The sequence below is a fragment of the Limnoglobus roseus genome, from assembly GCF_008254045.1.
Lineage (GTDB): Bacteria > Planctomycetota > Planctomycetia > Gemmatales > Gemmataceae > Limnoglobus > Limnoglobus roseus.
Map to the genome: position 1 here is coordinate 7,592,234 of NZ_CP042425.1, position 13,691 is coordinate 7,605,924.

The following is a 13,691-nucleotide window of genomic DNA, read 5'->3' on the forward strand; positions in this document are numbered from 1 at the left end:
CTCCCGCCAGAAGCCCTCGGGCAGAACACCCGCCCGGACCTCCAGCCGCCGCAACCCGGTCTGGGTGGACAGGCCGGTCCAGTCCAGTTCCTGCTTGGCGTGCGAGTCGTGCTCGACGCGGATGAGTTTCAGCCCCCGGACCGTGAACAGGGGTTGGAGGGAGAGCGGGCCGGGGCCGGTCATTCGGACAGCCAGTGTGTCGGCACGCGCGACCCGGGCGAGGGCGGCCGCCGCCTCGGCGACGGGCCAGCGGTCGAAGTCGAACCCCAGGGACGCCCCTCGGGCGGTGAGGTACACGGACCCGTCGTCTGCCCCGCCCGAGGCGTTCACGGTGATGGTCGCGACGCGATTGAGCCCAGCGAGGGCCGTGCCCAACTCGGCCGCCGACATCGACCCGCGGCCGTGCACCGAGAAAGGTGAGTTGGGGGTCTGCGAAGTCGTCTTTCCCGTGGCCATGCGGTCACCCCTTGGGAGGCCCGCGATCCGGGCAGTGACCGCCAGAATATCGCCCGCCAGCCGGGGTTCAACCCCGGCCCGTGACATGGTCGGCGATCCGTGCGGAGCGATCCGCACGGATCGCCGACCACATTCCTGGGAGAGGGTGAGGCCGGTCAACTGCGGGGTGCAGCCGGCCGGCCTTCTCAGCGAAGTCCTCAAGGCCGTGGAGGCGTTTGCTGACGGCCGACGCCGGTTCCAGCTCACCCCGTAGGCGAACCTGGTCGGTCAAGCCCCTGTGAAGCAAGGTGCTTGATTTCTGTGCGGTTCGAACTGGGCGTCCGACGCATCGAATGGGCCCACGCCCGGCCCGCAGAGCTACGGGCCGGACAGGCGTAACACCCGGCCGGCGGCACTGACGGCGTAAACCTCGCTGGCGGTCGACCCACTCGCGAGGAACGCAACGCGGTCCGGCAGGCCGAGGGCCGTCGGGCGGGCATCGGAAACCAGCCGCGCCCCCGCCACCCGGAACCAGTGGACCGTGCCCGCGGCCGTCGCCGCCGCGACGCGGCGGGGGCCGCAGAGGCACGCGGCGACGACCGGGACCGGAACCTCCGGGCGGGCGGGCGTGGTCCGCGGGTGGCCGGTCCCGTCCGTCGTGAACTCTTGCCAAACCACGCCCCCATCCCCCGTCACGCACACGACCTGGAGACACCCGGCTTCTGGCGTCAGGCAGTCCAGCGGTGGGCGACCGAGGGCCGCCCCGGCCGGCACGGCCGGAGTCACGTTCGTCACCCACCGCGTCGTGTTCGGCCCCGCCACGCGGCGGCAGAAGACCTCGTCCCACTCCCAGTACTCGTCCGGCGTGACCCGCTCGAAGAGGTACGGGGCGGAGCCCGTCAGATACGGCCGGTCGGCCCGCGGCGTCACGTCCAGCACGTACCCCTCGGCCCGCGTCGTCGCCCGCAGGAAGTAGCCGCAGAGTTCGACCCGCTCCGACGCGTGCGTGACGAGGACGACCGGCTCGCCGGCCCGGAACTCGACCTGCGGCAAGAGGGACCAGTGGTGGTCGCTTGTCGGCGACCGCCACTGCCCCTGCGGAAGGTAGGCGGCCTCGCGGTGGCGGAATCGTTCGGTCGCCCGCGTGAAACAGCGAAGGGTCACGCCGTCTGCCTGTTCCGAGAGGGCGTACACCACCGCCGCGTCGGGGCTGATCGCCAACCCGGTCACGCGGCCTCCGACAACACTGGTCACGCGGGTGCGGTCCGAGGTTGCGTTGTTCCAGAGGAAGATCTCGTCATCGACGGCCACGAGCACGTCGCGGGACAGGCGGGCCATCGCGACCGCCGTGACAGTCCCCGCAGGCGGCGATCCACTGACACGCGCGGGCGATTCGGTCACTCGGGCCGCCGCCCGCGCGGCGTACTCGGCGTCCCGGAGTTGCGGGCCGGTCCACCCGCCCTTCGGCGCGAACAGTTCGCGGGCCGTTTCCCCCGCCTGGCGGACCGTCGCGTCGGCCCGCAGGTGCTCGGCGAAGGCGAGCCGGACGCGGTCCCGCACGTCGCCGAAGTGGGCGGGCGGGAGGAAGTCGTCGCCGACGTGCAGGGCGTAGTTGAAGAACGCCGACGCCTCCGGCGAGCGGGGGGGCGGGAACGCCTCGGCCGCCTCGTCGATCAGTTCGTCGAATTCGGCCCACGACTCGGCGACCAAGAAGTCATCAACGCACCGCTCGCCGCAGGCCCGCGCGTCGGTGCCGCCGGTCCGCCAGCCGCGGCGGTAGCACTCGGTCGCGGGCTGGCGGCGGCCGAGTTTCTTGCGGAGAAGGTCGCCGGCAGCAAGCCACCGGCCGCCGGCCTTGTGCCGGTCGGCCGCCCGCTCGAAGAAAACGGTCGCCCGGTCCTCGTCGCCGCCCCGCCGGTACATCTCGGCGGCCGGTTCGTACTCCTCCCGGCGTTCGTACAGGCGGGCAGCTTCGTCGTAGTCCCCGGCCCGCTCGAAGGCGGTGGCGGCCGCCGACAGGTCGGAGAGTTTATCGCGGAACAGGACGGCGGCCTCGCGGAAGTACCCGCCGGCCATCAGCGCGTTGGCGGCCGCTCGCACGTCGCGGAGCAGCACGCCGTACAGGTACGCCGCCCGCCGGGCGTCCCCGCGGCGGGCGGCCTCTTCGGCCAGGCGGCGGTATTCGGCGGCGAGGTGAGCCCAAACGTCGCCGCCGCCGAGCCACGACCCGCCGCCACCGCCGCTGCCGAGCAGGGCCGCGAGCGAGAACCGCGGGTCGCGGGTGCCCAACTGCGTGCCCGTGCCGACGGACGTGGGGCGCGACGGGTCGCCCACGGCGATCGGCGCGCGGCGGAGGGCCGCCTCCACGTCCCCGGACTGCAACTGTCGCAGTACCTGGCGCAATGCGGCCTCTTGCGCGCCGAGGATTTTTTCCGTCAGCCGCGGCACACGCTCCACGGCCTTACGCGCCACCTTCCCGCCGAGCTTGCCGAGGCCCGGGGCGTTCAATTGCTTGCCGGCCCACGCGAGAAACTGCCCGACCCGCAGCGCGGCCCCGGCCCGGACGCGGTCGAGGAAAGACCCCGACGGCGGCCGGGCGTCGTCCGGGACGCGGCCACCGTCGCCCGGGACTTCGTCCCGTTCCGGCAGTGGGCTTGCGTCGTCGGGCTTCCCCTCGTTGAGAATCTCGACGGCCAGCCCCGGCGGGGTGGGGCGCTCGATGGTCGTGAGCCGCTCGGCCCGGTCCGGCGGTGCGGGGAGGGGCTGCCACGACTCGCGGCGGAGGCGGGCGGGTCGAAGCCACTCCGCTGGGTACAGCGGTTTCATCGGGTCGAACGCGAGCGCCCCGGTGACCAGCACGACGAGGCCGACGGTCTCCGTGAGCCCGACCATTTCGTCGGGCAGCAGTCGCGGCAGGAGTTCGGCGTCGGTGGGGACGAACAGGTCGCCGCCGAGCCGCCGCAACTTCACGACGCCGGCCGGCCACGCCGACACGGATGCGAACAAGAGGAACCCGCCGGCCACGCGGAAGACCGTGGGGAACGCCGGCAACTTCGCGCAAACGCCGACGAGTGCGGCCGGGTCGTCGGTGAACACGACCGCCGCGTCGGCACTACCGAGCGTTTCGCGCTTCACAAGGCGGAGGGGCAGGTTCATGGGCAACTCTCTCCGCGGTCGAACAGCTTCGCGAACTCTTGGGCCGCGTGCGGCGTCGGCGGGGTGCCGAGTAAGACCGGGTCGCCCCATCGAATTCCACCGTGGCCGCACGCGGCCGCACGCTCGCGGCGGATCAGGAACGCGGCCACCGGCATCGCACCGTCGAGCAGCACGACCTGCCCGAGGCGGTCGAAGACGGCCGACCAGCCGCCGCTCTGCGTCTGGAACTTCGGCGGGAAGCGGGCCGGGTCGTACGCGGCTTGGGCGGCCGGGGTCCGCCGCGGTTTGGCGAATTGCCGCAGTTGGAAGTCGTGGGCGAGGCCGGCCGCGTTGAGCGTGAACGTGTGGGTGAACTCGCCGACGCGGATCACCAGCGGGAACGGTCGTCCCTGGAGGTCGATCAGCAGACTGTTGTGCAATCGCGCCGTCGTTGCGACCAACCGCGGCAGGCCGCTGCGAGTCGTTTCGAGCACCGACACGTCCGTGATCCGGGTCTTCACCGCCAGCAGGCGTCCGTCCGGCGAGAGGGCCGTCGACAGCCCCGGCTCCCCTCGCGGCAGATCGTACCGCAGGTGGGCGTCCGGCCCGTGGAAGACCAGTGTCCGCCGCTCCCCCTTGCAGAACGTGCCGAGCGTCAACACGTTGCCCGCGAGGTAGGCGGATTCGATCATCGTGCCGTTGAGCAGCGGTTGACCGTCTCGCATCGGTTCGTGCCGCAGCCACGCCGGCTCGATCAGCCGCACTTCGAAACCCGAGCCTTCGAGGTAGAGGTACGGCTGGCACCGGAAGCTCTCGTCGGTGGATGTCCGCGTCCAGACCGGCAGGCGGTACGGCGGGGCCTCGGTCCGCGACGTCCAGTCGGTCAACCGCGGCCGCTCGTGCCGTTGGTGTGTGCCCAGGTGAACGTCGGTGCCCACTTCGCCGTGCCGCACGGGCATCGGGCAAATGCCGACCTCGTCGCGGGCGGCGTTCACGCACCAGCGGACCGTCCGGTCGGCCTTGTACAACGGGTGGAGTGTGACAAGACGGCGGGCGCGGTCGTAGTGCGCGACGACGTACCATGTCGAGCGGACCGGCTCCAGGTCGGTGGCGGACGACAGCACCACCGGTTGGTTCCCGCCAAGGGTCACGGTCTGTGCGAAGGTCAGTGCCGACGGGTTTGCGAGGGCCATTCGGCCGCACACGACCACGCCGTCGGTCACACCGAGGATCGCCTCGACGGCGTCCATCACCACCCCGTCCCGGAACGGCCGCGGCAACACTTCCGGCGGCTCGTCGCCGAGCGTGAAAGCCTGTAGGACGCCGTCTTTCGCCGCGGCCACCAGCCACTCGCCGGGACCGTCGAAGCCGAACATCGCCGGCTCAGCGACGACGCCGGGGCGGAACGCAAAGGTGATTGGCTCGACGTCCCCGACCCACGTCGGCCCGGTGGACGTTGCGAGCGGGGAAGGCTTCACGCCCGCCCGCTCGGCCCCGGCCAGGTCCACGCGAAAGGACCGCACGGCCACCGGTCCGCGGTCACCCCATGCGTGGATCTCGGCCCGGCCGTCCTCGTCTACGGCCACCGTGAACGCCCGGTCGGTAGCCGGGCACGCCTTCAAGGCGGCGATCACGCGAGGTTCCCCGAGGTTCCGCGGGTGCGTCAGTAAGATCACGTCGCGCGGCCCGTCGGCCGGCAGCGCGACGGCCGTGCGGACCGCGTCCGCGGGCGTCGCCGTCAGGTCGCTCGCCTGGAGGGCTTCGGCCAACGTCTCGGGCGTCGCGGCGGTCAGGTCCACGGCGTCTTGCGCGGCCGTGTGGACGAAGTGAACTCGCCCGGCCGCTCGGCTCGGCTTCGCCAACAGTACGAGCGTGCAGCCGGCGAGGGCGAGGCGGACGGCCCCCCACGTTCGCACGCCCTGGTCGAGAACCAACACGCGGTCGGGCGGCCGCGGCACGTGCGGTTCTTCGGGGCGGAAGTAGAGCAACTCCCGCTCCGCGAACCGGCGGACGAATTCGTCCGAATCGAGTGCGAACTGGCTGAGCAGCAACCGCTCTGGGTGGCCACGGGTGGCCACGTCGGCGTACCCGCCCAATGGGACGGCGTTCGCCTTCGGCCGCCGCGGCGGGAACGTCAGGGCGGCGTCCAGGGCCGGCGTCAGCCACGCGGCCCCCGTTAACCGCGGCCGGGTCCGGGCCATCGCGAGCAACTTTCCGATCCGGAGCGGCAGTGATTCGACTGGCTCGGCCAACTGCTCGCCCACGGCCGTGGGCGTCGGCCCGCCGTACTCCAGCCACGCGGCCAGCATCTTGGGCGTGTGCTTTGCCAGGGCCGAGTCGAGCATCTTCTCGATGGTGGCCGGCGAGATCGTCGGCACCACCACCGTGCGCGGCGTTTCGTTGCGGGCCGTCCGGTGGCGGGGGTCGAGGGCCAGGCGGATGTCGTCCACGCTCGGCGGGTCCATCGCCACCGGCATCTCGCCGCACAACTCCGCGATGAGCAGGCCGGCGTTGCGGGCGAGGGCGGGGGCCGGTCGGGCACGTCCGTAAGCGACGGCCAAGTCGTCCAGCCCACGCTTCATGCGGTGGAACGCGACCAGGACGTAGGCGAACGCCGGCACGGGACTACGGGCGAAGACTCCCTCCAACACCTGGACCACCTCTTCGGTGAGCGCGAACGTGTTGCCGGCAGAGTCGAGGATGGCGTCGTGCGCGGGCGACCACCGCAGCCCGCCGAGGTGAACCCGGTAACTCGGCGGGATGGGCAGGTAGGTGTTGGCACGCTCGATGGGCGTCACGGTGTTCTTGGGGTGAGGGCCGCGGCCACCAGCCGAACGCCCGGCCGCGACAGGGGTGCGAAGGCGGCGTTCGGCACGATCTCGACCTCAGTCTCGTGCAAAATCACCAAGTCGTCGGGCGCGGCCCCGACGGCGGCTCGCAGAACATCAGGCGGCAACGCCGGACGGGGGCGAAAGCCGAGCGGGACCAGGACACCGTCGCCCCAGAAGCGGGCCGCCGCCGCGATGGCGGGTAGTTTGTCGCCGAGGACGAGGACGCGGTCGGTACGGACCGCCGCCCGCAACCGGCTGAACTCGCGCGTCGTGGCGGTGTCGGCCCACCCGGCAAGTTCCGCAGCGGAACAGAGGAGGGCCGTCGCCGACCGCGGCGGTCCACCGCGGACTATGCCAAGTTCCAACGTCACCGCGGGGCCTCCCGGCGGCGGGATCGGGTTCACCCGTTCCGGCACGATCGCGCCGGCCACGGGCCGCACATCGGTCTCGGGCGGTCGCAAGGTCGTGGGCAGGCGTTTGCCGAACGGCAGCCAGCGGTCGCCGTCGCGGCGGAGGAACAGTACGCCGGCCGCCGGCCAGAGGGCGTGGACCACGTCGAGCCGCCCGGCCGGCCAGTGGACCCAGGCAAACTCGCCGTCGTCCTGAACGCCGACACCGGGCAGGTGCCGTACGGCCGCGAGCGCCGCCAGCCCCGCGGCCGGGACGCGGGCCAGCGTGATCGCCTGCCACGGGTCGCGGTCGGCGGTCGTCATCCGAGTTTCTCCAACAATGCCCCGGCCCGTGCCAGCAATTCCCGCCGCTGCTCGGCGTCGGCCACCCAACTCGCGCGGTCGGCCACCGCCTGCACGCGCTCCCGGATGCGGGCCAACTCCACGAGCTTCGGCCCCTTCCCCAAGTCTTGCCCGGCTTCTTCCAACTCCTGCGCCAGCAACTCGGCGTCGGTCTCTTCCGGGCGTCGTGCCCGCGGGTGGGCCTCGGCCGCCTCCGGGGCGTGTTCGATGACGCCGTTGACCAACATGCCCAGCGGCGTGATCTGTTCGACGCGGTCCCAGACGTACCGTAGCACCCACAAGTCGGACGCGGTCGCCGTCGCCCGGCCGCACATGACGGCCGACGCCGCGATCAACTTCAGCACCTTCACCGCCCGGCGGTCGGAGAAGGCGATGCCCAGGTCGCGGACCTTCGTCACCAGATCGGCGTACAGTTCCCACACCGGGCGCAGGTCCACGTCTCGCGTGCGGTCGGCCATGGCCCGCAGGTCGTCGGCACTGAGCGACCCGCGCGTCAACACAGCGGCGGTCGGGCGTTCCAACTCCCACCCGGCCGTCAGGAGGGCCGGCAGTTGCTCCCGCGGGAGGGAATCAACCTTCACGCGCAAGAGGAAGCGGTCGAACAGCGCCTGAAGCGCGTCGTCTTCCGGGAGGTGGTTGGACGCCGCAAAGACGCTGACCAGCGGCAACCGGTGCGTCTCCAGGCCGCGGCGGTAGGTCCGCTCGTTCAGCACCGTGAGCAGGTTGTTCAAGATCGCGCTGTTCGCGTTGAACAGTTCGTCGAGGAACGCGAACTCGGCCTCCGGCAGCATCCCGGTCGTCACGGTGGCGACCACGCCGTCGCGGAGGCGGGCGAGGTCGATCGGGCCGAACAGTTCATTCGGCTCGGAGAACCGCGTCAGCAAGTATTCGAAGTACCGGGAGTTCACGCTCGTGGCGAACCGGCGGACGAGCAGCGACTTCGCGGTGCCGGGCGGACCGTACAGGAAGAGGTGCTCACCGGCGACGGCCGCGAGGGCGATCAGGTCGATCACCTCGTCGCGGCCGACGAAGGTTTGCTTCAGCCGGTCGGTCACGGCCTCTTGCAGCGAGGGGGCGGCAGTCACAGGGGCACATCTCCGGTCGGCTCGCGCGGCAGTGGCCGGCCGCGTTCTTCGAAAATTCGCTCGGCCCAATCGCGGCCCGGCCCGGCCGGCGGCAGCCAGCCCGATCGCGGGTTGGCGACCAACCGCTCGGCGTAGAGCAATTGTAACCCCGGGTGACCGGCGAAGTCCGACGGAGTCGTCGGCGACCCGTCCAGGTCGAGCAGCACGCCGGACAACGGCCACCGCCGCAACATCGTTTCCAGCCGGCGGGCCAGCGGTCCCGCCGCGTCGCGGGCTTTGGCCCGCCGGTAGACCGGTGGCAAGAACCGCAAAAGTACGTCGGCAGTCAGATGCTCGCCGGGGGTGCGAGGTTCACGCCCGGCGGCAGATTCGCCCACGTCACCGGCGACGAGTTCCCAACAGGCGGCGGCCAACGCTTCCGCGGCCCACACGGCCGTCGCCGCATCGAAGACGAGCGGCGGCCCGGCGACCTCCAGCAAGTGCCGGTCGAAGCTCGCCCGCAATATCGGGAGCGCGGCCGCCCGATCACTCTCGGTGAGCACCGGCGGGGCGTCTTGGACGGACTCGCCCATCAAGACGACGCGGCGCAGCCAATCGACGAACGAGGGCATGGGACTCGTCTCAAAATTTCGGGCACATCCTCGGGAATTCTACACGCCCCGGCGGACCGAACGTCGTCCGTCACATCCGGACACGCCGCGGTACTGGCTTTTCGCATGAAGGGATTGCTAGATTCGTTAATCATGCGGACCTGCTGATCACTACCTCGCGGAACTTGTCGATCTGGTACGCGACCTCTTCCCAACCCGCCCGGTCCTTCGCCTCCGTCAACGCCTTCTCAAGATTCGCCCGAAGTTTGCCTTCAGCGTTGGCGATCGCCTTCACCTATTGATCGATCGTGCTCTTTATAGAACGGCGTCCGGCGGGGCGGCAGCGAGCACGGTAGTGGCAACCAAGACAACAACGAGGCCGGGGGTGAAGCGATGTAACATTGCAACCCTTCACAGAGGGATGGAACTCCGATGTTCATTTCGATGCCCTCGGCTCGCTTGCAGTCTGAGATTATTTTTGGCGTTTCGCTTCCGCCTTCTCCTTGTCCCGCTCCACTCGTAGTTTCACGATCCGCTCGATCAGGGCGAAGGGCATCGGTTCGTCGGGCGGGAACTGGAGATTCCGGCCCTCGGTGGGCGTTCGGTCGGCGGGGATCGTGTCATTCGACCTTCTCTTCGGTTCGCCGTTTCCGTTACTCTATCCCCATGCCGAGTAAGGTCCGCCAACCATCCGCGCCGTTGTCCGTTGAAACATGGGTCGTGTACATCGTGCGCTGTGCCGACGGCTCGCTCTACACGGGGATCACCAAGGACGTGGCTCGGCGGTGCCGACAGCACAACGCGGGAACCGCTTCTCGGTACACCCGCAGCCGCGGCCCGGTCACACTGGTTTACCAAGAACAACAGCCCGACCAAAGCTCGGCCCTGAAGCGAGAAGTGGCGATCAAGGCGTTAACCCGACGGGACAAGATGGCGATGATTCAACGCCGGAAACGACCGGCCAAGGGGGTGCGAGTGGCCGCCCGACTGGAGGACATCCCCAATGTCGGCCCGGCCATCGCCACCGACCTGCGCCAGTTGGGGATCGCCACGCCCGCCGAGTTGCCCGGGCGTGACCCGTATGTGATGTACGACGACCTGTGCCGGATCACCGGCTGCCGACACGACCCGTGCGTTCTGGACACGTTCCTGGCCGCCGTCCGGTACATGGAGGGCGCGCCGAAGAAGCCGTGGTGGGCGTACACGGCGGAACGAAAGCGGGTGCTGGCGGCCCGGAACTCGACGAAGTGAGGTCGGCTCCCCGGATAGCATGTTCACGAACGCCCGGCCGGCGGTCCGCGCTGACCGATTGCCGCTCAGTAGCGGTCTTCCTCGTCATCGCGCGAACGACGCGAGCGGCGTGGCTCGGCGACAACAATGCCCGGGTGTTCGTCCCACATGACGCGGATGGACACCCAATCGTCGTCGAAGTCTTCATCATCGAGGCGCTTTTTGTCAACTGGCGTCAGGAACCACCAGAGGGCGTACACCTCGGCATCGTCGGTGAGCTCACGCGGTATCTTCAGTCGAATGCCGCCGAAGCTGGGCATGTGGTCGCGGACGTAATCCGCAACCCGTGCTTCCGCGAACCCACGCGGCTTGTGCGTCGTCAAGCGGTGGACACAGTTGACCAGTTCACGCATGGTCGAGGACGGGACATCCTCCGGTGAATAGAGAATCAACGCCGTTTCGACCCGCTTGCGGTGATGAGTGACTTTCACGATCCAGGCTCGTGCCCGCTCTCCGTCATCGTCGATTTCAGCCTGACTCGTTCGCCTCCATCGGGCATCCGTTCGCGAGACGATCAGAAAGAGAACGATCGCGCCCACGACGATAAGGAATCCAATCGCACAGATCATTCCTGATGTGTCCTGGGTCACGGGTCGGCGGTTCGGCAACAGCGTGCCAAGTTATCATCCAGTGAATGCGGCGGGAACAAAAAAGTAACCACTTGCTCGGCCAACCGCGGGCGGTCACGGCAAAGTTTCCTGCTTCCCCCTTCGCGAGTCTGTCTCTCTCACGCGAATAATGGGGCTGTCTTTCGGGCTAACTCGCCCGCTCGCGGTCAACCGTCGGGGCGAGATCAAGCGGTCGATCTCGGCGTTCCCCGCCGCCCGGTGGCCGCCTTGTTACGACCGCCCTGCTAGTCGTTTCTCCACGATGGCGGCGTGGTGTCGGACGTGCCCGACGAGCACTCGTGCCAGGTCGAGGACGCTCAATCGCGTCCCGTTCACCACGCCCGTTCGTTCCCACGCCGCCGCCGGCAGGTGCCGGAACAGCAGCACGTGCGACCGCCGGACCGCGTCGAACTCGGCCAGCAAGTCGGTCATCGCCCGCCCGTCGAACTCGCCCGCCACCGCATAGGCGTTCTCGTCGAACCCCGGCAGCGGGGTCTCGTCCCCCCGCGCGATCCGCATCGCCCGGTAGCCGAAGATTCGCTCGGCGTCGAGGAGGTGGCCGACGACTTGGCGAATCGTCCAGGTGTATGGCGGGTGCGGCCGACCGCTCTCCTCCTCCCGAACACCGCCCATTGCCGTCAGGAACGTGGTCCGCTGCCCGTCCAATTCCGCGACAAGATCGGCGTCCGGGACAAGCGAAGTGTACCGACTGTAGAAATTTGGCGTCGCGTCCGGCATTGGTCACTTCCCCCGTATGGCATCGCCGTCACGCACGTCAGCCTACTCGCCGATCACGAGGGGGCGACCCTCACCCACCCGCCATGCCGCCGGAAAATTCGAAACTGGGACGGAGGTCTGGGAGCAGAACTCTATCGCGATTCTGTCCGGCGATGTCTCGATACGTTACGTTGGTTGCTAGAGATCGGCAGAGGTGACTTGCAGAAATGAAAATGGCGGGATGAATTGTAGGAGGTTGTCGCCCACTCAACCTCCTACATTTTCATCCCGCCAGTGATGAAACTATAAGCATGAATCGTGCCAGTTTCGAATGGGTATCAAGGTTCGCGCCGGATTGTGAAAGTCCCACATGAGACGATAATTCCCAAGTGGCTCAGTACGAAAGTGAGAAGTTCGTCGCGCGGGTTTGGGAATCATGATGCGCAACGAGGTGGCCCTGCCCGCCGTTAGAACTAACCTGTTCGACCCAGGTTGCATTTGAGTCGGGTGGCAGATCATTTGCTGTGACGTTTACACGAAGATAGCCGATCGCTCGCCAGCCGGAGGCACGCTCACCGGCTCTCGAAGTGATCGGCTATCTTCGCTTCTGGTCCCTTCTGTTCTAGCCCGCCTCAGAGTCGATCCACCGCCTCGTCGCAACCGTGGGTCGGGTCGTTCCCGCTCACGCCCTTCGATGCCCCGTTGTAGTCGCGGCTTGTTCGTCAATGCGACCGCTCCCCGGCCGGACGATCGCCCAACCGAGGAACAGGACAGGGGCGAGCCAGACGAAGGTGTATTCGGGCGTCTTGAGCCGGTTCAGGACGACGCAGGTCAAGGTCAGCGCGGCGTGACACACGAGGAAGCCAGTCCGGGACGAAGCCCCCCGCCGCTCCACGGCCGCCGCTGCTTGGAGGAGGGGGATCACGAGGACGACCTGATCGTAGGCCCACCCGTAAGGGGTGGTGAAGTGGCTGGCGAACAGCACGACCGGCAGGCGGTCCCGCCAGTCCCAGTCGTTCCGGTGGGCCGCCCAGTACCACCCAACCCAGACCAACCCCGCCGCCGTCACGAGGAACGCCGGCCATATCCCCGGAACGCCGAAGCCCAACCGGAGGTACGTCCCGAGGGTCGGCGTCGGCCACCCCCGCGGGGGGTAGTGTGTCAAGGCGTAGGCGTACTGGTCGAACACGCCCGGGTTGGGGATCAGGGCGGCCATCGAAAGGGCAGCACACCCGGCCAGCAACCCGCCGAGCAACCGCCACTGTCGACCGAACCTTGCGACGGCGATGACCGCGGCCCCGAGCAGGATTAGGTTCTGGGGCTTCGCCAGCACCAGTGCCAGACAGGCTCCCGCGAGGGCGGGCCGCCCTCGACCGCTCGACCACAGGAACCCGGCGACGCCGGCCAGGGCGAACACCGTCTGCTGCCCGAGGGCAGTCGCGAGGAGCGACGGGTAGAACGTGACCGCTAGCAGCCACGCCCAGGTCGCGCGGTCGGGCGGCCCGCCGTACACTGCCCACACGGCCGTCGATGACGCGACGAGGAGCGCAATGCCGACAAGCAGCCAAGCCCACCGGGCGGCAGGGAAGTCCGCCGCCGCGAACGGCGTCAGTAGGCCGAGGGACCACGGCGGCCCCCACGGCAACTGAGGGCCGGCCCGGTCCGGCTCGATCGCCTGCTGGTACGGCCACAGGGCATGCGGGTCGTAAGGGTTGCCGCCGCTCAGGTTCACCCGGGCGGCGCTCCAGTACAGGCCGAAGTCCTCGACACGGTGCACCGCCCCTCGCGGGAAGGCGGGGGATCCCAAAAGGACGGCCACGGCGAGGGCGGTCAACAGGAGCGGAATCAGGACAACGGTTCTCATGCCACCCCCGATACGCCGCCAGAGGCTCGTTCGTCGTGGTGGGTGCGCTGGAATGGCGCGGTCTACCGCAGACGTGAGCGAATTATTGGTCGTGTTGCCCCTGTTGCGAGCGACGGGCAGCGCTATCCGCTCATCGCAGCCCTTTCCGCATCGAAGAACCGCTGACCGGCACCCCAACCGGAGAGACATCGACTAAGCCCCCCAGTGCTCCTCCCATGCCACACCTCTGTCTCACGAGAACTGCCATTGATCTTCGAATATTCCGGCGACATGATGAAAACGATTACGCACGACGGTGGCCTCGAAGCCGGGTGAGTTCTGCTGGGTTCCAGAATTGCAGGCGGGACAGGTATTCCTGGACGTGCACGACCAGCGCGGAGACGA

10 protein-coding genes are annotated in these 13,691 nt (G+C 68.9%); 1 reads left to right on the forward strand and 9 read right to left on the reverse strand.

From position 1 onward, the window contains the following. Positions 1 to 813 precede the first annotated feature (813 nt). The 6 genes from PX52LOC_RS32595 to PX52LOC_RS41270 form a co-directional block, all read right to left on the reverse strand. On the reverse strand, positions 814 to 3,591 hold the full coding sequence (locus PX52LOC_RS32595; RefSeq protein ID WP_149113997.1) for a hypothetical protein: 2,778 nt from the start codon (positions 3,589 to 3,591) through the stop codon (positions 814 to 816). Next, complete coding sequence (locus tag PX52LOC_RS32600; RefSeq protein ID WP_149113998.1) at positions 3,588 to 6,368, reverse strand: hypothetical protein; 2,781 nt, start codon at positions 6,366 to 6,368, stop codon at positions 3,588 to 3,590. Before PX52LOC_RS32600 ends, PX52LOC_RS32595 begins: the two co-directional genes overlap by 4 nt. Beyond that, a complete protein-coding gene (locus PX52LOC_RS32605; RefSeq protein ID WP_149113999.1) occupies positions 6,365 to 7,114 on the reverse strand; it encodes a hypothetical protein in 750 nt (249 codons plus the stop codon). Before PX52LOC_RS32605 ends, PX52LOC_RS32600 begins: the two co-directional genes overlap by 4 nt. Then, on the reverse strand, positions 7,111 to 8,238 hold the full coding sequence (locus tag PX52LOC_RS32610; RefSeq protein WP_149114000.1) for an AAA family ATPase: 1,128 nt from the start codon (positions 8,236 to 8,238) through the stop codon (positions 7,111 to 7,113). The genes PX52LOC_RS32605 and PX52LOC_RS32610 overlap by 4 nt, the downstream gene beginning before the upstream one ends. Continuing rightward, positions 8,235 to 8,849 carry a hypothetical protein gene (locus PX52LOC_RS32615; protein ID WP_149114001.1) on the reverse strand — a complete coding sequence of 205 codons (615 nt, stop codon included), beginning with the start codon at positions 8,847 to 8,849 and terminating at the stop codon, positions 8,235 to 8,237. Before PX52LOC_RS32615 ends, PX52LOC_RS32610 begins: the two co-directional genes overlap by 4 nt. Before the next feature lie 130 nt (positions 8,850 to 8,979). Further along, positions 8,980 to 9,123 carry a hypothetical protein gene (locus PX52LOC_RS41270; RefSeq protein WP_168219354.1) on the reverse strand — a complete coding sequence of 48 codons (144 nt, stop codon included), beginning with the start codon at positions 9,121 to 9,123 and terminating at the stop codon, positions 8,980 to 8,982. A 425-nt stretch (positions 9,124 to 9,548) separates the two neighbouring features. Between PX52LOC_RS41270 and PX52LOC_RS42135 the strand changes: the two genes are divergently transcribed. Then, complete coding sequence (locus tag PX52LOC_RS42135) at positions 9,549 to 10,079, forward strand: helix-hairpin-helix domain-containing protein (protein ID WP_246173533.1); 531 nt, start codon at positions 9,549 to 9,551, stop codon at positions 10,077 to 10,079. 65 nt (positions 10,080 to 10,144) lie between these two features. On the opposite strand, the gene PX52LOC_RS32625 is transcribed toward PX52LOC_RS42135, so the two are convergent. The 3 genes from PX52LOC_RS32625 to PX52LOC_RS32635 all read right to left on the reverse strand — a co-directional run bounded on the left by PX52LOC_RS32625 (position 10,145) and on the right by PX52LOC_RS32635 (position 13,307). Continuing rightward, a complete protein-coding gene (locus PX52LOC_RS32625) occupies positions 10,145 to 10,687 on the reverse strand; it encodes a hypothetical protein (RefSeq protein ID WP_149114002.1) in 543 nt (180 codons plus the stop codon). 270 nt (positions 10,688 to 10,957) lie between these two features. Beyond that, positions 10,958 to 11,464, reverse strand: coding sequence for a DinB family protein (locus tag PX52LOC_RS32630; RefSeq protein WP_149114003.1), 507 nt, complete (start codon positions 11,462 to 11,464; stop codon positions 10,958 to 10,960). A gap of 661 nt (positions 11,465 to 12,125) precedes the next feature. Beyond that, positions 12,126 to 13,307: a glycosyltransferase family 87 protein gene (locus PX52LOC_RS32635; RefSeq protein ID WP_168219355.1), complete on the reverse strand. Its 1,182-nt coding sequence runs from the start codon at positions 13,305 to 13,307 to the stop codon at positions 12,126 to 12,128. Between the last annotated feature and the right edge of the window lie 384 nt (positions 13,308 to 13,691).

Excerpts from the sequence above, each read along its gene's own strand:
- PX52LOC_RS32595 (WP_149113997.1), bottom strand. The coding sequence starts at position 3,591 with ATGAACCTGCCCCTCCGCCTTGTGAAGCGCGAAACGCTCGGTAGTGCC.
- PX52LOC_RS32605 (WP_149113999.1), bottom strand. The coding sequence starts at position 7,114 with ATGACGACCGCCGACCGCGACCCGTGGCAGGCGATCACGCTGGCCCGC.
- PX52LOC_RS32615 (WP_149114001.1), bottom strand. The coding sequence starts at position 8,849 with ATGCCCTCGTTCGTCGATTGGCTGCGCCGCGTCGTCTTGATGGGCGAG.
- PX52LOC_RS32625 (WP_149114002.1), bottom strand. The coding sequence starts at position 10,687 with ATGATCTGTGCGATTGGATTCCTTATCGTCGTGGGCGCGATCGTTCTC.
- PX52LOC_RS32630 (WP_149114003.1), bottom strand. The coding sequence starts at position 11,464 with ATGCCGGACGCGACGCCAAATTTCTACAGTCGGTACACTTCGCTTGTC.
- PX52LOC_RS32635 (WP_168219355.1), bottom strand. The coding sequence starts at position 13,307 with ATGAGAACCGTTGTCCTGATTCCGCTCCTGTTGACCGCCCTCGCCGTG.